Here is a 19,768-nt window from a genome sequence, read left to right as displayed (position 1 = left end):
TGGGAACGATCAATCCGAGTGTGTCAGGCGTATTGCGCAGCGGCGTAGCCTGAGGCCCACGCCCACTGGAAGTTGAACCCGCCCAGGTGGCCGGTCACATCCAGTACTTCGCCGATAAAGTACAAGCCCGGGCTTTTCAGCGATTCCATGGTCTTGGACGACACTTCCCGAGTATCAACCCCGCCCAGCGTCACTTCGGCGGTGCGATAGCCTTCGGTGCCCGCAGGCACCAACTGCCAACTGCCGAGTTTTTGCGCGATGTCGGCGATTTCAGCGTGGGTGTACTGCTTCATCGGCTTGGACGCGAACCAGGTCTCGGCCAGCAGGTTGGCCATTTTCTTGGTGAAGATCTCGCCCAGCAGAGTTTTCAGCTCGCTGTTGGGGCGCTCGACCTGTTGCTGTTGCAGCCAGGTGTGGGCGTCGTGGTCGGGCAGCAGGTTGATTTCAACCGTGTCACCGGATTCCCAGTACGAAGAAATCTGCAGGATCGCCGGCCCGCTCAGGCCACGGTGGGTAAACAGGATGTTCTCGCGAAAGCTCTGGTCGTTGCAGCTGACCAGGCAATCTACGGAGGTGCCGGACAACTCGCCGCACAAATCCTTGAGCTGGTCGGTGATGGTGAATGGCACCAGCCCGGCGCGGGTCGGCAGCAGTTCATGGCCGAATTGCTTGGCAACCTGATAACCAAAACCGGTGGCGCCCAAGGTCGGAATCGACAGACCGCCGGTGGCAATTACCAGGGATTCGCAACGCAGCTCACCCAGGGTGGTTTGCAGATGGTAGCCGCTGTCGAGTTTGGCGATTTCCTCGATCGAGGTGTCCAGGTGCAGGCTCACGCCTGTCTGGATGCACTCGTCCAGCAGCATGCCAAGGATGTCGCTGGACTTGTTATCGCAGAACAGCTGGCCGAGCTTCTTCTCGTGGTACGGCACGCCGTGCTTGGCCACCAGCCCAATGAAGTCCCACTGGGTGTAACGGGCCAAGGCGGACTTGCAGAAGTGCGCGTTGTGCGAGAGGAAGTTGGCAGGCTCGGTGTACATATTGGTGAAATTGCAGCGGCCACCGCCCGACATCAGGATCTTTTTACCGGCCTTGTTCGCATGGTCGATCAACATCACCTTGCGCCCACGCCCGGCGGCAGTCAGTGCGCACATCAAGCCTGCGGCGCCGGCGCCAATGATCACAACTTCGGTCGAGCGCACAGCAACATCCTCACATTAATCAGATCGTTCCCACGCTCTGCGTGGGAATACCGCAATGGACGCTCAGCGTCCGCTTTGTGACGCGGAGCGTCACGGGATGCATTCCCACGCAGAGCGTGGGAACGATCAGGTTCAGAGGATACGCACGCGCAACGAACGGCCTTTGATCTTGCCGTCATTCAAACGCTGCAACGCCTGCTTGGCGATCCCGCGCTCCACGGCCACGAACGCCTGGAAGTCAAAGATCGCGATCTTGCCGACCTGGGCACCCGGGATGCCGGCTTCACCGGTCAACGCGCCGAGGATGTCGCCTGGGCGAACCTTGTCTTTACGCCCGGCGGCGATGCACAGGGTGCTCATCTGCGGCAGCAGCGGGCCACCGCTCTGCGGCTTGAGGTTGTCCAACTGGTCCCAGTTCAGCGGCGATTTCTGCAACTGTTCGATGGCCTGGGCACGGTGCGCTTCGGACGGTGCCACCAGGCTGATAGCGATGCCTGTTTCACCCGCGCGGCCGGTACGGCCTACACGGTGGATGTGGATTTCCGAGTCGCGGGCCAGTTCGACGTTGATCACCATGTCCAGCGAGTCAATGTCCAAGCCACGGGCTGCGACGTCGGTAGCCACCAGCACCGAAGTACTGCGGTTGGCGAACATCGCCAGTACCTGGTCACGGTCGCGCTGTTCCAGGTCGCCATGCAGGCCGACGGCGGAAATGCCCTTGGAGGTCAGGTGGTCGACGGTTTCCTGTACTTGCTGCTTGGTAAAGCAGAACGCTACGCACGAGGCCGGACGGAAATGCGCCAACACTTTGGTCACGGCGTCCATGCGCTCTTCTGGCGAGATCTCGTAGAAACGCTGCTCGATCTGGTCATCGGAGTGGAACGCTTCGGCCTTCACCTGTTGCGGCGCACGCATGAACTTGGAGGCCAACTGCTTGATGCTCACCGGGTAGGTGGCCGAGAACAGTAGGGTCTGGCGGCGCGGCGGAGTCTTGCTGATGATGTCTTCGATGGCGTCGTAGAAGCCCATGTCGAGCATGCGATCCGCTTCGTCGAGGATCAGCGTGTTCAAGCCGTCCAGTACCAGCGAACCTTTGCGCAGGTGCTGCTGGATACGGCCCGGGGTGCCGACGATGACGTGGGCGCCATGTTCCAGGGAAGCGATCTGCGGCCCGAGGGACACGCCGCCGCACAGGGTCAGCACCTTGATGTTGTCTTCGGCACGGGCCAGGCGACGGATTTCCTTGGCAACCTGGTCGGCCAGTTCACGCGTCGGGCACATCACCAGGGCCTGGCAGCCGAAGTAGCGCGGGTTGATCGGGTTCAACAGGCCGATGCCGAACGCGGCAGTCTTGCCGCTGCCGGTCTTGGCCTGGGCAATCAGGTCCAGCCCTTTGAGGATCACCGGCAAGCTTTGCGCCTGGATCTGCGTCATCTCGACATAACCCAGCGAGTCGAGGTTAGCCAGCATGGCGGCGGACAGCGGCAAAGTATTAAAAGCGGTGGCGATGGTAGTCACGGGACTGGCTCTGCAAAACAAAATGTTGCGCAGTGTACCAGTCTCGAAGGATTTTCCCTGCAAGTTCTAGACGGGAAGCCTGTTAATGCTCGATATCGTGCTCGCGGCTGACCACACTTTTGCCGTCGGTGGGCGACAGTTGCAGGAAGATCGCCGCCGCCAGCATTGCCATGATGCCGACCGTGAGGAAGGTCAACTGGAAGGCGCCCAGCACGCTTTCCACCCCATCGTTGCCGGTCTCCAGGGTAAACCCGCCGAGCAGCGCACCGGCGCAGGCCACCCCCAGGCTCAAGGACAGTTGCGCCACTACCGACAGCAAACTGTTGCCGCTGCTGGCCTGGGCGTCGTCGAGGTCAATCAGGGTGACGGTGTTCATCGCGGTAAATTGCAGGGAGTTGATCGCCCCCAGGACCGCCAGCATGCACAGCAGCAGCGGGTAGGGCGTGTGCTCGCTGACCAGGCCCATGCTGGCCAGCATGATCCCAAGGAACAAGGTGTTACCGGTCAGCACGATGCGATAGCCCAGGCGCTCAATCAAGGTGCGGGCGATGGACTTGGCAAACATTGCCGCCGCCGCCAGCGGTAGCATGCTCATCCCGGCTTCCGAGGGCGAATAACCCAACGCTACCTGCAACAGCAGCGGCACCAGGAAGGGCAAGGCGCCGCTGCCCAACCGCGCGAACAGGTTGCCGAGAATGCCGACGGCAAAGGTCCGGGTCTTGAACAGCACCGGCGAGAACAGCGGGTTATCGATATGAGCCGCGCGCAGCCAGTACGCCGCCAGACACGCCAGCCCGCCGAACAGCAACAACATCACCCGCAGGTGCGGCAGGTGCAACTCGCCCAGGCCTTCCATGGCGATGGTGATCAGTACCATCGCCGCGCCAAACAGCAAGAAACCCACGCTATCAAAGCGCGTGCGCTCGCTGCCGCGCAGGTCAGGGATGAGTTTCCACACGGCGTAGCAGCCGACCATGCCCACCGGCAGGTTGATCAGGAAGATCCAGTGCCAGGTCAGGTATTGCACCATCCATCCGCCCATGGTCGGGCCAAGCAACGGGCCGAGCAGGCCGGGGATGGTAATGAAGCCCATGATCCGCACCAGCTCGGATCGGGGATAAGCGCGTAACACCACAAGCCGCCCGACCGGCAGCATCAGCGCGCCGCCCAAACCCTGGATCACCCGGGCGCCCACCAGCATGGTCAAGCTGCTGGACAGGGCGCACAGCAGCGAGCCGATGCTGAACAGCATGATTGCGCCAAAGAAGATTTTCTTGGTGCCGAAGCGGTCGGCAACCCAGCCCGATGCGGGGATCAGCAAGGCGACGGTGAGCATGTAGGCGATCACCACCCCTTGCATGCGCAGCGGGTTTTCCGCGAGGTCCCGGGCCATGGCCGGCAGTGCTGTGTTGAGAATCGTCCCATCCAGCGACTGCATGAAGAAGGCAATCGCGACCACCCAGGGGAGCCAGCGGGCGGTCTTGGCATCGAGAGGGGCGCGATTCGGCATGTGAACCCTTTTGTTAGCAGGCTATGTGTTGGCGATTATGCGCCATTCGTCGCTCCTTTTCCCACTGGCGGTTCGTCTATATCTGACAACGCCGCGTCCTTGCCGACCAGGAAATCCAACAACGCACGGTGCACCGCCAACGCAGCCTCGCGGGACTCCAAGTCCAGCAAATGGCCGGTGTGTTCGGCGACGGCAAAGCTGCTGCGCCCCACGTATTTCTTGAACAACAGTGCCTCGGCGGCTGGGGTGTATTCGTCTAGCGTGCCGTTGAGGAAATGCACCGGCGTTTCAATTTGGGTGAGTGCCGGCAGGTAGTTGCCATCGCCCAGCGCCAGTACTTGGTGGATATGAAAGCGCGCCTGGCGGTACTCGGTGGTGGCCATGGTCGACAGGTGCCGATGGTTATTGCGCTTGAGGCGGGGCGACAGGTATTTGCCGACCGTTTCGTTGAGCAAGTGTCCGACGGCGGACTTGTCATCGGCCTCGATCAGCACCCGCACGCGCTCCACATAGTCGAGCATCGCCTGGTTGAGGTTAGGCGCCAGGGCCATTACCACCGAGCTTTCGATTGAGGGCGGGTTGTCGGCCAGGGTCAGCAGTGTGGAAATGCCACCCCAGGAAGCTGACACCAGATGGTTGACCTGGAAGCGCTCCACCAGGGCGCGCAGGATTTGCACCTCGTCGTCCTTGGTCACCAGGTCCAGGTCGGTGTTGTGTTCGCGCGAGTAGCCGGAGAACGGCAGGTCGAACAGCAGCACATTGAAGTGTTCCGACAGGCATTTGCTGGTGCGCGCAAACGAGCGGGTGGTGGACAGCGCCCCATTGACCATCAGGACGGTTTTCTTTTGCGGATCGTTACCCAACTGCTCTATGTGAACGTTGTAGTGCTTGTACAGCTTCTCAATGACAAAACTTCCATGGTTCATGTCAACGCTCCAGCTTGCCCTTTCCCGGGCAAGGTCATGCATCACTTGGTCTCAAGTGGGTTAAGGGCGGCGGGGTAGGAATTATTGTTACCGCACGGACGTGGCTAGGTGCCACTCACTGTTATAACGAGGAATCTGCGGAGGAACAACAGGCCGAACGGCCAAATCGTGGAGGAAGGGAAGGTTCGTCGCAGCGCAGGGTATTCCCCTGTAGGAGGGAGTATTGCGTAGCAGCTGTCGAGCCTTGGCGAGGCTGCGTTGCGGTCTGCCTGACACCAAGAGGTGCCAGGTTTACAACGGCTGAGCAGTCGAACGCAGCCTCGTTCTACTCGATCGCTGCTACGTCGCAATATTTACAGGGTCAAAGTCAGGCGTTTGACCAAGGCCCCCGGCAATAGATTGGAAGCGGTATTGCGCTGGCTGTAAGTGCTGGCCGATAGCAGCAGTTCCCGATCAGCGGTCAGGGCTTCGAGCTGGGAACCGAGCAGGTTATAGACGCTGTCATCAAAACGCATGGTGCTGACCGGCGCCTTGATCTCGCCGTCTTCCACCCAGAATGTGGCGAAGCGCGTCATGCCGGTCAGGCGCGCGGCCGGCAGGTCGGAGTAGTTCAGGTACCACAGGTTGCTGATGTACAGCCCGGTGCCCAACTGCTTGAGGATATCGGCCTGGGCCAGGGTGCCCGCCGCCATCTGCAAGGCACTGGGGGATTCATCGCTGCTCGCGCCGTTGGTGCTCAGGCCGTATTCGGCGGCGCTGCGTGAATTGATCAGTTGGCCTTCGGCCTCTCCCGCGTTGATCAGCGTGACATCACCGCGCGGGTAGCCTTCGGTGGAAAACGCTTGGCTCAGGGATCCGCTGATTCGCTCATCGAGAGTTACCAGTGGGCTCAGCGACTGCTCTGCGGCGTACAGGCGTTGCAGCGAGCTGCTTTTACTGGCGATGGCCTGGGCGGAAAAACCACCCCAGGTGATGATGCTGATGATTTCTTCCAGCGCTGCCGGGGCGAGGTAGGCGCGGTATTGCCCGGGTGCCAGTTTGTGCAGTGGGCGACCGAGGAACTCCAACTGTTCGCGAGCCTGCTGCAAGCGCGTGGTGAATTCGGCGCTGTTCCAGGTGTGCCCGGCGTAGCTGGCTTTCACTGCTTCGCCATTGGCGTGGAACAGGCTGAAATCGAAGTTGAAACTGTTGGCTTGATGCCAGCCAAACGCTCCGTTCGAACTGGCAAAGCCACGACTGATGGGACCGGCAGCGTAGAAACCCACCAGGTCCACGCCGTCTGCAGCCTGGCTGATGTCTTCCAGAACCTGGGCCAGTTCCGGCAGTGGCTGCGTTTGTTCATTGTTGCTTTGCCAGGCGTTGTGGTTCAGCAGCAGATACGGGTCCGGCGGTAGCAGCGGCAAGGTTTCACGCAACTGCTGCAAGCCATCGGCGAGGCGCTGGCGATCCAGTTCCGGCTCGCCGGAGAGGGTGATGCCCAGGTCGGCATGGCGCCCATCGTTGATCAGTTTCAGATTGAGGCTGGCTTGTTGCACCTGGCCCGCCTGACGCACCTGTGCGTGGTTGAAACGCACGAACTCTGAGGATTCATCCGCGTAGCCCAGGTGAAATTGTTCCTTGTCGGTGATGGCGTGCTTGAGCCAATTCACCAATGCCTTGAAGTTGTTCATCAGGCATCTCCCCCAAATACATCGACGTTACTGAACACGCAGGCCGGCGAGGCGTGGCCGACGCGGATCACCTGGTTGGGTTCGCCTTTGCCGCAGTTCGGTGTGCCCAGGACCTTGAAGGTACTGGCATCGCCGACGGCGCTGAGGTTGCGCCAGAACTGCGCGGAAATTGCGCGGTAGTTGGGGTTTTTCACCACGCCCTTGAGCTCGCCATTTTCAATCAACTGGCCCCATTCGCAGCCGAACTGGAACTTGTTGCGCGCATCATCGATAGACCACGAACGGTTGGTCGACATCAGGATGCCGTTCTCGATGCCGCCAATCAGCTGCGCGAGGCTCTTGTCACCCGCCTCGATATTCAGGTTGGCCATGCGATCGATCGGCGGTCGGTTCCAACTGCTGGCACGGCTGTTGGCCACGCCGCTCATACCCGAACGGTATTGCGACAGCGCGCCACCCAGCGGTTTGAGCAGCAGCCCTTCGCGGATCAGGAATTGTTTGCGGGCGGCGGTTCCTTCGTCGTCATGGCCGTAGCTGGCGAGCTGTTCGGGGATATCCGGGTCGAAGGTCACGTTGAGCAACGGTGAGCCGTATTGCAGGTGACCGAAATCGCTGGCCTTCACAAAACTGGTACCGGCGTAATTGCGCTCATCGCCCAGGATGCGGTCCAGTTCCAGCGGGTGGCCGATGGATTCGTGGATCTGCAGGATCATCTGGTCAGGCATCAACAGCAGGTCGCGCGGGCCTTGGGGTGTGTTCGGTGCGAGCAGCAATTGCAGGGCTTCGTCGGCGACCCGTGGCGCAGCACCGATCAGGCCGAAGCGGCGAATCACGTCAAAGCCGCCTTGTTGGCCGAAGTTGCTGCCGCCGAGGGTGCGGGTCTGGCTGTCGTTGTTGTCGTAGGCCGTGACATTGACCCCTGGGAACACGAAGCGCTGGGCCTGGCGCAGTTCGGCGCCGGCACTGTTGAGGTAGATCTGCTCGACGTGGGTCAGGCCGAGGCTGACTTCCCAATTCACCAGGCGCTCGTCTTTCGGCACGGCAGCCGACTCACTGCCGAGTAATTGGTAGCAGTCGCTCAGGGATGGGAAGGGTTGGTCGAGGTCGGGCGACAGGTAGTCGGCGACGTCACTGGAGACGTGTTGGTCGCGCAGATCGAGCAAGGCATGGGGCTTGATCAGGCGGGCTTGTTGCTCGGCGCGCCCCAGCGCGGCTTGCAGGCCTGAAAGGGAAATGTCGTTGGTCGCGGCGTAGGCCTCCACCCCGTTGAGACGCACGGTGAGCATGACGCCCTCGTCGTGGTTCAGGTGTGGCGGTTCGGCGACGTTCTTGCGGACCGACAGGTACTGGCCGGATTCGCGTACATAGCGCAGCGAGAAGAATTCGGCAGCGGTGCGCAGGGCACTGAAATGCTGTTTGAGAATGGGGTGGGCGTCGAACATTGGGACCTCCGTGAGCGCAGCGCAGCCTCAGAGGCTAGCATAGGTGATCGTTCCGACGCTCTGCGTGGGAATGCCGTCCTGGACGCTCTTGAAGGTTGTGACGCGGAGCGTCACAGGATGCATTCCCACGCGGAGCGTGGGAATGATCGGTTTCGGTTACTGCGCGGTAGGCCCTACTTCACGCAACGGCTTGCCACGCACCGGCGCATCGCCCGCTACGTAGTAATCCGCAGTACTGCGCGGCAGCGGCTTGCGGCCACGGATCTTGTCGGCGATTTTCTCGGCGATCATGATCGTCGGCGCGTTCAGGTTACCGGTGGTGATGATCGGCATGATCGACGCATCAACCACACGCAGGCCTTGCATGCCATGTACACGGCCCTCGCTATCCACAACCGCCATGTCGTCGGTGCCCATCTTGCACGAGCAGGACGGGTGGAACGCAGTTTCGGCGTGTTCGCGGATGAACTTGTCCAGTTGCTCATCGGTTTGCACGTCGATGCCTGGGCTGATTTCACGGCCACGGTATTGGTCCAGTGCCGGCTGCTGCATGATTTCACGGGTCAGGCGGATGCCATCGCGGAACTCCTGCCAGTCTTGCTCGGTGGCCATGTAGTTGAAGAGGATGCTCGGGTAGTCCCGTGGGTTCTTCGACTTGAGCTGGATACGACCACGGCTCGGCGAACGCATGGAACCCATGTGCGCCTGGAAGCCGTGCTCTTTCACCCCGTTGCTGCCGTTGTAGTTAATCGCGACCGGCAGGAAGTGGTACTGGATGTTCGGCCATTCGAATTCTTCACGGGTACGGATAAAACCGCCCGCTTCGAACTGGTTGCTGGCGCCGATGCCGGTACCGTTGAACAGCCACTCGGCACCAATGGCCGGCTGGTTGTACCAGAGCAGCGACGGGTACAGCGACACCGGTTGAGTGCACGCGTATTGCAGGTACAGCTCAAGGTGATCCTGCAGGTTTTCGCCAACGCCAGGGAGGTCGTGGACTACCGGGATGTCGAGGCTTTCCAGCAGTTGCGACGGGCCTACACCCGAGCGTTGCAGCAGCTGCGGCGAACCGATTGCGCCACTGCACACGATGACTTCTTTGCGCGCACGGGCTTCAACGCGCTCTTCGGCGGCACCGATCAGGTAACGCACACCAACGGCACGCTTGCCTTCAAACAGCACTTTATCGCTGAGGGCGTGGGTGACGATGGTCAGCGTGGAACGCTTCTTGGCGGTGTCCAGGTAACCGCGCGCGGTGCTGGCGCGACGGCCTTTAGGCGTGACGGTACGGTCCATCGGGCCGAAGCCTTCTTGCTGGTAACCGTTCAGGTCGACGGTGCGCGGGTAACCGGCTTGCACGCCCGCTTCAACCATGGCGTGGAACAGTGGGTTGTTGCCGGCCTTTGGCGTGGTCACGCTGACCGGGCCATCGCCGCCGTGCCAATCGTTCGGGCCGATGTCGCGGGTTTCGGCTTTGCGGAAATACGGTAGGCAGTCCAGGTAAGTCCAGCTTTCCAGGCCCGGCAGCTTCGACCAGTTGTCGTAGTCCATGGCGTTGCCACGGATGTAGCACATGCCGTTGATCAGGGAAGAGCCACCCAGGCCCTTGCCACGACCGCATTCCATCCGGCGGCCGTCCATGTGTGGCTCCGGATCGGTTTCGTAGGCCCAGTTGTAGCGGCGGCCTTGCAGCGGGAACGCCAGGGCGGCCGGCATTTGGGTGCGGAAGTCAAAACGATAGTCTGGGCCGCCGGCTTCCAGCAGCAGGACGGTGACGCCTTCGTCTTCAGTCAGACGGGTCGCCAGGGTGTTACCGGCGGAGCCGGCACCCACAATGATGTAGTCGTATTCTTGGGACATGAAATGCACCCTCGTAAAAGTTGGTCGTAGCAGCTGCCGAGGAACGAGGCTGCGTTGGGCTGCGTAGCAGACCTTGAGATCGCTACGCAGCCTCGCTTGCGCTCGGCAGCTGCTACGGGGGGTGAGTGGGGTTGCTTAGAACACCGAGGCGTAGTCGCCCAGCTCAACCTGTACCGATTTGATGCGGGTGAAGTTGTTCAGCGAGCTGATGCCATTTTCACGGCCAACACCGGATTGCTTGTAGCCACCGACCGGCATTTTTGCGTCGGACTCGCCCCAGGCGTTGATCCAGCAGATACCGGCTTCCAACTGATGAATCACGCGGTGGGCGCGGTTCAGGTCCTTGGTCACCAGGCCCGCGGCCAGGCCGAAGTCGGTGTCGTTGGCGCGGCGGATCACTTCTTCTTCGGTCTCGTAGGTGAGGATGCTCATCACTGGGCCAAAGATTTCTTCGCGGACAATAGTCATCTCGTCGGTGCAGTCGGTGAACACGGTGGGTGCCACGAACGCGCCTTTGGCGAAGTCGCCATCGGTCAGACGGTCGCCGCCGCACAGCAGGCGGGCGCCTTCTTCTTTACCTTTGGCGATGTAACCCAGCACGCTTTCCATGTGGGCGAAGCTGACCAGCGGGCCGAAGTTGGTGTTTTCGTCTTCCGGGTTGCCGACGCGAATGCGTGCAACGCGCTCAACGATCTTGGCTTCGAAGGCGGCTTGCAGGTGCTTTGGAACGAACACGCGAGTGCCGTTGGTGCAGACCTGGCCGGAACTGTAGAAGTTGGCCATCATCGCGGTGTCGGCGGCGCGATCGAGGTCGGCGTCGTCGAAAATGATCAGCGGGGACTTGCCGCCCAGTTCCATGGTCACGTCTTTCAGCGAGGAGCTGGAAGCGCTGGCCATCACCTTCTTGCCGGTGTCGGTGCCGCCGGTGAAGGAGATTTTTTCGATGCGTGGGTGCTCGGTCAGCCAGGTGCCGACTTCACGGCCGCTGCCGGTCAGGACGTTGAACACACCGTCTGGAACGCCGGCTTCGGTGTAGATCTCGGCCAGTTTCAGGGTGGTCAGCGAGGTGACTTCGCTCGGTTTGAAAATCATCGCGTTACCGGCCGCCAGGGCAGGAGCGGATTTCCACAGGGCGATCTGGATCGGGTAGTTCCACGCGCCGATACCGGCCACAACGCCCAGCGGCTCGCGGCGGGTGTAGACGAAAGACGTGGTGCGCAGCGGGATCTGCTCGCCTTCGATGGCGGGTACCAGGCCTGCGTAGTATTCCAGCACGTCAGCGCCGGTGACGATGTCGACGTATTTGGTTTCGGAGAAGGCTTTACCAGTGTCCAGGGTTTCCAGGGCGGCCAGTTCGTCGTTGCGCTCGCGCAGGATTTCAACGGCACGACGCAAGATGCGCGAACGCTCCATGGCGGTCATCGCGGCCCAGATTTTCTGGCCTTTTTCGGCGCTGACAACCGCGCGCTCAACGTCTTCTTTGGTCGCACGTTGCACTTTGGCGAGAACTTCACCGTTAGCCGGGTTGATGGCTTCGAAGGTGGCATCGCTGCCAGCGTCGCTGTAGCCGCCGTCAATGTAGAGTTTTTGCAGTTCGAAACGGGCCATAAAGTCCTCGCAAGTGCATAAGTGGTTGGCGTTAACCGCCGAAAAATGAGGCCATAAGGTTCTGGCAACACTGATCGACAGCAGTTCAGGGGTTGAGCGGTTGTGTGTGCTCTAACTCACCTGCTTGGCCAATTGGAAATCCATGTATTCGTAAGCGATCCGTTGCGCCTGCTCCGTGTCGAAAGCGTCTCCCGACAGGGCGCCGCGCAACCACAAACCGTCGATCAGGGCCGCCAGGCCTCGGGCTGCTTTGCGTGCGCGCGGCAGCGGCAGCACTCGGCGAAACTGGCAGCACAGGTTGGAATACAGACGTTGATCGTTGATCCGCTGCAACCTGTGCAATGACGGGTGGTGCATGCTGGCGGCCCAGAAGGCCAACCAGGTTTTCATTGCCGGGCCGTTGACCTGGCTGGCGTCGAAGTTGCCTTCGATAATCACCTGGAGGTGCGCCCGTGGGCTGTCATCCTTCAGGGCACGCCTGCGTTCGTGGACGTTGTCGATCAGCGCGTTCATCAAGTAACGCATCGTCGCTGCGATCAGGCCGTTCTTGTCCTGAAAGTAGTGACTGATGATGCCGTTCGAGACGCCGGCCAAACGGGCGATCAGCGCAATGCTGGCATCTCCCATCCCGACCTGATCGATGGCCGTTAACGTGGCTTCGATCAACTGCTGACGGCGTATGGGTTGCATACCGACCTTGGGCATGTAGCACCTCTCCTTAGGCCTGCCGATGGGCGATAAACGTCCGTCGGCTTGAGGGCCAGTCTATTTTGTTTTGATTGAACGTTCAATCAACAAAGAATAAGATCTGCGACAAATGGTCGCTGCCTACAGATATTTCCTACCTGCGAGCTGTGACATCTGACACCTGCAAAAACCCTTGAAACAGGCCATATCAGGGCCTGGCCATCGCTTCGGCGGGGCTCAAGAATTTTCGGGGTGTCTTTATAACACCCGTCCGTCGACTGCCGAAAAATCGATGTTCCGGGATAACCGTTGCCTTGTGTTTCTCTCTCGCACTGCCTGGAGCATCTGCGCCATGAGTTCTGCCTCTCTTATAAAGACCCCGCCGGAAAAGGTACGGGTCAACGGTTGGGTGTTCTACACCTCCACCGCGCTGATTCTGTTGTTGACCGCCATTCTGATCATCGCCCCGCAGGAGGCCGGGCGCATGCTCGGCGTAGCGCAGGCCTGGCTTTCCAAAAGCTTTGGCTGGTACTACATGGTGGTCATCGCCGCCTACCTCGTGTTTGTGGTCGGCCTGGCGTTTTCGTCCTACGGCAAGTTGAAACTGGGCAGCAAGGACGACACCCCGGACTTCAGCTACGGCGCCTGGGCCGGTATGTTGTTCTCGTCGGGCATCGGCATCTCGCTGCTGTACTTCGGCGCGTCCGAGCCGCTGGACCACTACTTCAACCCGCCTGAAGGTGCGGCCGCCAGCAATGGCGCGGCACGCCAGGCGTTGCAACTGACGTTCCTGCACTGGGGCCTGCACGGCTGGGCAATTTACGCCTTGGTCGGCCTGGCCGTGGCGTACTTCGCGTACCGCCATAACCAGCCGCTGGCCTTGCGTTCGGCGCTGTACCCGCTGGTGGGCGAGCGTTGGGTGAAAGGCGCGGCCGGCCACGCGGTGGACGGTTTCGGCATGTTCGTGACCCTGCTGGGCCTGGTGACCAACCTGGGTATCGGTTCGATGCAAGTGTCGTCCGGCCTGGAAAACCTGTTCGGCATGGCGCACAGCAATACCAACCTGCTGATCGTGATCATCGTGATGAGCACCGTGGCGACCATCGCCGCCGTGTCGGGTGTGGAAAACGGCATTCGCCGCCTGTCCAACCTCAACATCGTGCTGTTCAGCGGCTTGCTGATTTTTGTGCTGCTGTTCGGCCCGACCCTGCACCTGCTCAATGGCTTGGTGCAAAACACCGGCGATTACCTGAACGGCATCGTGCTGAAAACCTTCGACCTCTACGTGTACGAAGGCGACGCCGACAAGACCGAGCGCTGGATGGGCCTGTGGACTCTGTTCTACTGGGCGTGGTGGATTTCCTGGGCCCCATTCGTGGGCATGTTCATCGCGCGTATTTCCCGTGGTCGCACGGTGCGTGAACTGGTGGCCGGCGTACTGCTGATCCCGCTGGGCTTCACCTTGGCGTGGTTGTCGATCTTCGGTAACTCGGCATTGGACCTGGTGCTGAATCACGGTGCGGTGGAGTTGGGCAAGACGGCGCTGGAACAACCGTCCATGGCCATCTACCAACTGCTTGAACATTACCCAGCGTCGAAAATTGTTATCGGCGTGTCGATCTTCGTGGGCTTTGTGTTGTTCCTGACCCCGGCGGATTCCGGCGCGGTGATGATGGCCAACCTTTCCTGCAAAGGCGGCAACGTGGACGAGGATGCGCCGCACTGGTTGCGGATCTTCTGGTCGGCGGTGATCACCCTGGTGACTATCGGCTTGCTGTTCGCCGGTAACTTCGAAGCCATGCAAACCATGGTGGTGTTGGCGGGACTGCCGTTCTCGGTGGTGTTGATTTTGTTCATGTTCGGTTTGCACAAGGCCATGCGCCAAGATGTGGCGATCGAGCAGGAGCAGGCGCAATTGGCTGAGCGTGGCCGCCGTGGTTTCAGCGAGCGCTTGACCGCGCTGGACCTGCAACCGAGCCAAGGCACCGTGCAACGGTTTATGGACAAGCATGTAACGCCTGCGCTGGAAGAAGCGGCGATTGCGCTGCGTGATCAGGGGCTGGAAGTGCAGACCTTGCTCGGTAAGTCCAAGCGCTGCATTGGTGTGCGGATCGAGATGGAAGAGGGCAATCCGTTTGTCTACGAAGTGAGCCTGGATGCTTACTCGTCGGCACCGAATGACTTGCCTGAAGAAGAGCGTACGCGTTACTACCGTGCCGAGGTTTACCTGCACAACGGGCCTCAGGAATACGACCTGATGGGCTTTGCCCAGGAACAGATCACCCGGGACGTGCTCGATCAGTTTGAAAGCCATCGGCAGCTCCTTGGCCGTGTCTATAGCTAGTCGCTGAATGATCGTTCCCACGCTCTGCGTGGGAATGCCGCCCCGGACGCTCTGCGTCTGCTCTTGAAGTCGTGACGCGGAGCGTCACAGGATGCATTCCCACGCGGAGCGTGGGAACGATCAGCGCTAGCCCAGGTTCTTGCCCAGCAGGGCATGGTAGAGCTCGCTGTCCCCCAAGATCCCCACCACCTTGTTGTTGTCATGCAACACCAGCTTATTCCCGGTCTGATACCGAATCTGCAACGCATCACGCATGCCGATATTGGAATCCACCAGCGTCGGTACCCGGCCCAAACCTTCAACCGCTTGCCCTGGCGCCCAGTTCTGCAGGTTCAGCACCGAACCATTCTGTCGGGCACCCTTGATGGTGTTGCCTTCGGCCAGGTCCAGCCACGAATCACCACCTGGATCAAGGCACACCGAACCGTTGATGCGCTTGCAGTTGTCCAGGGTGCGCATCAGGCTGCGACCGCACAGTACGTTCAGCGGGTTGGTATGGGCGACGAATGTGCGCACATAGTCATCCGCAGGGTTCAGCACGATCTCTTCCGGCACGCTGTACTGGATGATCTTGCCGTCTTTCATGATTGCGATACGGCTGCCCAGCTTCAGCGCCTCGTCGAGGTCGTGGCTCACGAACACGATGGTCTTGCTCAGCTTGCGTTGCAGCTCCAGCAGCTCATCTTGCAGGCCTTGGCGAATCAGTGGGTCGAGGGCGGAGAAGGGCTCGTCCATCAGCAAGATATCGGCGTCCATCGCCAACGCACGGGCCAGGCCGACGCGCTGCTGCATGCCGCCGGACAGTTCGTCCGGCTTTTTATTGCGCCACTGTGACAAACCCACTAACTCCAGCTTGTCGTCCACCAGCTTGCGTCGTTCTTTCTCAGGGCGGCCCTGCATCTCAAGGCCAAAGCTGATGTTCTCGCGCACGGTCAGCCACGGCATCAACGCGAACTTCTGGAACACCATGGCGATGCGCTTGGTGCGCATCATTTTCAGTTCGGCGGGGGTGCAGGATGCGATGTCGATCTGGCGACCTTCATGCTCCACAAACAGCTGGCCACGGCTCACGGTGTTGAGGCCGTTGATGCAGCGCAGCAAGCTCGACTTGCCGGAGCCCGACAGGCCCATCAGCACGCAGATCTCGCCTTTCTCAATGTCCAGGCTGGCTTTTTCAACGCCGACAATCTGCCCGGTCTGTTTCAGGATCTCGTTACGGCTCATGCCCTGGTCCAGCAGCTTGAGCGCTTCGCGTGGGTCTTTGGAAAAGATCACGTCGACCTTGTCGAATCGGATAATGCTCATGCATCACCCCCTACTTTAGCGTCGGGTTGTTTGCAGATGCGGTCGAGCATGATGGCCAGCAACACGATTGCCAGGCCGGCTTCAAAGCCCAGGGCGATGTCGGCGGTGTTCAGTGCGTTGACCACCGGCTTGCCGAGGCCGTCGGCACCCACCAGGGCCGCGATCACCACCATCGACAACGACAGCATGATGCATTGGGTAATGCCGGCAGCAATGCTCGGCATGGCGTGGGGCAGTTCAATGCGCGAGAGCAACTGACGGCGCGAGCAGCCAAAGGCCTTGCCGGCGTCCATCAACTCTTGCGGAACGTCTCGGATACCCAGGTAGGTCAGACGGATGGGCGCGGCAATCGCGAACACCACCGTGGAAATCAGCCCAGGCACCACACCCAGCCCGAAGAGGGTCAGGGTAGGGATGAGGTAGACGAAGGTCGGTACGGTCTGCATCAGATCGAGCACCGGCCGCATCATGGTGTAGAACAACGGTTTGTGCGCGGCAACAATGCCCAGCGGCACACCGATGACCACGCAGACCAGGGTGGCGAACAGCACCTGCGCGAGGGTCTCCATGGTTTCCTGCCAGTACCCCAGGTTCAGGATCAGCAGGAAGGAGGCGATGACAAAAACAGTCAGGCCCCATTTACGTTGAATAAAGTGAGCCAGCAGCGCAATCAGACCGATCAATGCCAGCGGATTGAACCAGGTCAGCGCGAATGTCACGCCGTGGATCATCGTTTCCAGAGTCGATGCGATTGCGTCGAAGTAGTTGGCACCATGTTTGGTCAACCATTCGACGAAGGCAGCGATGTACTGGCCTAGTGGGATTTTCTGTTCAGTCAGCATGGTAGTGAATGTCCACATGCGAAGGGGAAAACATCCCGGGCCAGCGCACCGGCCCGGGGTCAGCGATTACTTGGCGAGATAAGCTTTTACGGCCTCCAGACCTGGTTTGCCATCAACGGTGGTGACACCGGCGAGCCAGGTGTCGAGCACTTGCGGGTTGGCTTTGAGCCAAGCCTTGGCCGCTACATCCGGCTTCTGTTTGTCGTCCAGGACTTTACCCATCAGGGTGCTTTCCATGTTCAGCGTGAACGACAGGTTTTTCAGCAACTGGCCAACGTTGCTGCATTCCTGGGTGTAGCCCTTGCGGACGTTGGTGTAGATGGTGGCCTGGCCGTAGTTGGGGCCGAACGAATCGTCACCCCCGGTCAGGTACTTCATCTTGAAGCGGGTGTTCATCGGGTGCGGTTCCCAGCCGAGGAACACGATGGCCTGGTCGCGCTTGGAGGCGCGTTCCACTTGCGAGAGCATCCCGGCTTCGCTGGACTCGACCACTTTGAAACCTGCGGTCTTCAGGCCGAAGGCATCTTTGTCGATGAGGGTCTGGATGGTGCGGTTGCCGTCGTTACCCGGCTCGATACCGTAGATCTTGCCGCCCAGTTCGTCCTTGAATTTGGCGATATCGGCGAAGTCTTTAAGGCCTTTGTTGTACAGCGCCTCGGGCACCGCCAGGGTGTACTTGGCGTTCTCCAGGTTGGCGCGCACGGTTTCCACGGTGCCGGCATCACGGTACTGCTTGATGTCGTTTTCCATGGTCGGCATCCAGTTGCCGAGGAAGATGTCCATGTTCTTGCCGTCAGCCAGCGACTTGTAGGTCACCGGTACCGAAATCATCGTGGTGCGCGGCTTGTAGCCCAGACCCTTGAGGACTTCGCTGGTGGTTGCGGTCGTGACGGTGATGTCGGTCCAGCCGACATCGGAGAAGTTGACGGTCTGACATTGTGCCGGTTCTGCAGCGTGCGCCAGGACTGGCAGACTCAGCATGGCGGCCAACAACAACGAGGGTGAACCTTTCATGGGGGTAGACTCCTGTGTGTTTTTTCTGGCGGCATTCGCCGCGCTTTATTAAGTGTTGCGGTTGGAGCGTGCGACGACAGCTCTGGCACGGTGCCTTGCAAACGAGTCGAGACTGATCATGTACCAGTGAAAATCTGACGCCTACAGGGGGCGTCGTATCCAGTACAGGGATGGTCGTATCCAGTGTTGGTGACGTCGTTTACAGATTTTTTCAAAGGCCAAACTGCAGTTTTTACCGATCTGCACCGCTAAAAACGGCCAAAACGCCCGATCGCACGGGAGCGACGCTGGTGAGCATGGGTGCGTCGGTGTGAGACGCCGCGAAGGCAGGTAAAAGCTTGATGATGCCGCCATCTGGGCGAACTGAGCGTAGCAGCTTGTTGGTGCCTGGCCTGTTCACCTGCGGAGTTTCAAGGCTATGGCTATCAGCGTTTTCGACCTGTTCAAGATCGGCATTGGGCCTTCGAGTTCTCACACCGTCGGCCCCATGCGCGCCGCGGCGTTGTTCGTCCAGGCACTGCGTGAGCGTGATGTGTTGGAACACGTGCGGCGCGTCGAAGTACAGCTGTATGGCTCGTTGTCCGCCACCGGCATCGGCCACGGCAGCGACACCGCCACCATCATGGGGTTGATGGGGGAGTGGCCGGACGCAATCGACCCGTCGCAAATCGGTATCCGTATTCATACCCTGCGCGAAACCGACACCTTGCTGTTGGACGGACGCTTTCCAGTGCCATTCATATGGGCGCGCGACATGCGCCTGCTCGATGAAAACCTGCCGTTCCACCCCAACGCGATGACGTTGGTGGTGTATGGCGATGACGGCGAGTTGCACCGCGACACCTACTATTCAGTCGGCGGCGGTTTTGTGGTGGATGAAGCCCAGGCGCAAAGCGGGGTGGCCGATATGGACCGCACCGAGTTGCCCTACGACTTTTCCAGCGCGGTTGAGCTGTTGCAGCTGTGCAAGACCCATAACCTGCGCGTGGCCGAATTGATGCTGGCCAATGAAAAGGTCTGGCGCTCTGAAGAGGAAATTCGCAGCGGCCTGATGAAACTCTGGCATGCGATGCAAGCGTGTGTGGAGCAGGGCCTCAAGCACGAAGGCATCCTGCCTGGCGGTTTGAACGTGCGCCGCCGCGCCGCCAAGTTGCACCGCAGCTTGCAGGAATTGAACAAGCCCAATGTGATCGGCTCTACCTTGAGCGCCATGGAGTGGGTGAACCTGTTCGCCCTCGCGGTGAATGAAGAAAACGCTGCCGGTGGTCGTATGGTCACGGCGCCTACCAATGGCGCGGCGGGGATTATCCCGGCGGTATTGCACTACTTTATGAAGTTCAGTGAAGAGGTGACTGAAGCCAACGTGGTCGATTACCTGCTGGGTGCGGCGGCGGTGGGGATTCTGTGTAAAAAGAACGCGTCGATATCCGGCGCCGAAGTCGGCTGCCAGGGCGAAGTCGGTTCCGCATGTGCCATGGCTGCCGCCGGCCTGGCTGAGATCCTCGGCGCCACGCCGGAGCAACTGTGCAACGCCGCCGAAATCGGCCTGGAGCACAACCTCGGCCTGACCTGCGACCCCGTGGGCGGGCTGGTGCAAGTGCCGTGCATTGAACGTAATGCGATTGCGGCGGTGAAGGCGATCAACGCGGCGCAGATGGCGCTTCGGGGTGACGGCCAGCACTTTATCTCCCTGGACCGAGTGATCCGCACCATGCGTGATACCGGGGCGGATATGCATGACAAGTACAAGGAAACATCGCGTGGCGGGTTGGCGGTGAGTGCCGTGGAGTGTTGAGTCAGTGATGATCGTTCCCACGCTCTGCGTGGGAATGCCGCCCCG

General features: G+C 60.3%; 14 protein-coding genes. 2 read left to right on the top strand and 12 right to left on the bottom strand.

Annotated elements, in window-relative coordinates; all coding sequences use genetic code 11:
- Positions 1-23: 23 nt before the first annotated feature.
- The 9 genes from BFL40_RS16200 to betI form a co-directional block, all read right to left on the bottom strand.
- On the bottom strand, positions 24-1,202 hold the full coding sequence (locus tag BFL40_RS16200; protein WP_071484940.1) for a BaiN/RdsA family NAD(P)/FAD-dependent oxidoreductase: 1,179 nt from the start codon (positions 1,200-1,202) through the stop codon (positions 24-26).
- Positions 1,203-1,334: 132 nt separating this feature from the next.
- A complete protein-coding gene (dbpA, locus tag BFL40_RS16195; RefSeq protein ID WP_231501119.1) occupies positions 1,335-2,672 on the bottom strand; it encodes an ATP-dependent RNA helicase DbpA in 1,338 nt (445 codons plus the stop codon).
- A gap of 130 nt (positions 2,673-2,802) precedes the next feature.
- Positions 2,803-4,230, bottom strand: coding sequence for a multidrug transporter subunit MdtD (gene mdtD, locus BFL40_RS16190; protein ID WP_071484939.1), 1,428 nt, complete (start codon positions 4,228-4,230; stop codon positions 2,803-2,805).
- Between the two features lie 35 nt (positions 4,231-4,265).
- Positions 4,266-5,156 carry an alpha/beta fold hydrolase gene (locus BFL40_RS16185; RefSeq protein ID WP_071484938.1) on the bottom strand — a complete coding sequence of 297 codons (891 nt, stop codon included), beginning with the start codon at positions 5,154-5,156 and terminating at the stop codon, positions 4,266-4,268.
- A 353-nt stretch (positions 5,157-5,509) separates the two neighbouring features.
- Positions 5,510-6,826 (bottom strand): TldD/PmbA family protein, encoded by a 1,317-nt coding sequence (locus BFL40_RS16180; RefSeq protein WP_071484937.1) that lies wholly within the window; start codon positions 6,824-6,826, stop codon positions 5,510-5,512.
- Positions 6,826-8,268, bottom strand: coding sequence for a TldD/PmbA family protein (locus BFL40_RS16175; protein ID WP_071484936.1), 1,443 nt, complete (start codon positions 8,266-8,268; stop codon positions 6,826-6,828). Before BFL40_RS16175 ends, BFL40_RS16180 begins: the two co-directional genes overlap by 1 nt.
- A gap of 156 nt (positions 8,269-8,424) precedes the next feature.
- On the bottom strand, positions 8,425-10,128 hold the full coding sequence (gene betA / locus BFL40_RS16170; RefSeq protein WP_071484935.1) for a choline dehydrogenase: 1,704 nt from the start codon (positions 10,126-10,128) through the stop codon (positions 8,425-8,427).
- Between the two features lie 135 nt (positions 10,129-10,263).
- Positions 10,264-11,736, bottom strand: a complete 1,473-nt coding sequence (gene betB, locus BFL40_RS16165; protein ID WP_071484934.1) for a betaine-aldehyde dehydrogenase — start codon at positions 11,734-11,736, stop codon at positions 10,264-10,266.
- 111 nt (positions 11,737-11,847) lie between these two features.
- Positions 11,848-12,441 (bottom strand): transcriptional regulator BetI, encoded by a 594-nt coding sequence (betI, locus tag BFL40_RS16160; RefSeq protein WP_071484933.1) that lies wholly within the window; start codon positions 12,439-12,441, stop codon positions 11,848-11,850.
- Between the two features lie 391 nt (positions 12,442-12,832).
- Between betI and BFL40_RS16155 the strand changes: the two genes are divergently transcribed.
- On the top strand, positions 12,833-14,767 hold the full coding sequence (locus tag BFL40_RS16155; RefSeq protein ID WP_235864777.1) for a BCCT family transporter: 1,935 nt from the start codon (positions 12,833-12,835) through the stop codon (positions 14,765-14,767).
- A 126-nt stretch (positions 14,768-14,893) separates the two neighbouring features.
- Here the strand turns inward: BFL40_RS16155 and choV are convergent, their stop codons facing one another.
- The 3 genes from choV to BFL40_RS16140 form a co-directional block, all read right to left on the bottom strand.
- A complete protein-coding gene (gene choV / locus BFL40_RS16150) occupies positions 14,894-16,072 on the bottom strand; it encodes a choline ABC transporter ATP-binding protein (RefSeq protein WP_071484931.1) in 1,179 nt (392 codons plus the stop codon).
- On the bottom strand, positions 16,069-16,914 hold the full coding sequence (gene choW / locus BFL40_RS16145) for a choline ABC transporter permease subunit (RefSeq protein ID WP_017139374.1): 846 nt from the start codon (positions 16,912-16,914) through the stop codon (positions 16,069-16,071). Before choW ends, choV begins: the two co-directional genes overlap by 4 nt.
- A gap of 66 nt (positions 16,915-16,980) precedes the next feature.
- Positions 16,981-17,928 carry a choline ABC transporter substrate-binding protein gene (locus BFL40_RS16140; protein WP_071484930.1) on the bottom strand — a complete coding sequence of 316 codons (948 nt, stop codon included), beginning with the start codon at positions 17,926-17,928 and terminating at the stop codon, positions 16,981-16,983.
- 418 nt (positions 17,929-18,346) lie between these two features.
- Between BFL40_RS16140 and BFL40_RS16135 the strand changes: the two genes are divergently transcribed.
- Positions 18,347-19,723, top strand: a complete 1,377-nt coding sequence (locus tag BFL40_RS16135; RefSeq protein WP_071484929.1) for an L-serine ammonia-lyase — start codon at positions 18,347-18,349, stop codon at positions 19,721-19,723.
- Positions 19,724-19,768: the final 45 nt, after the last annotated feature.

The sequence above is a fragment of the Pseudomonas costantinii genome (assembly GCF_001870435.1).
In the GTDB taxonomy this organism is placed as follows: domain Bacteria; phylum Pseudomonadota; class Gammaproteobacteria; order Pseudomonadales; family Pseudomonadaceae; genus Aquipseudomonas; species Aquipseudomonas costantinii.
The sequence above is the reverse complement of the archived record's forward strand: the minus strand, read 5'-3'. Positions and strand labels throughout refer to the sequence as shown.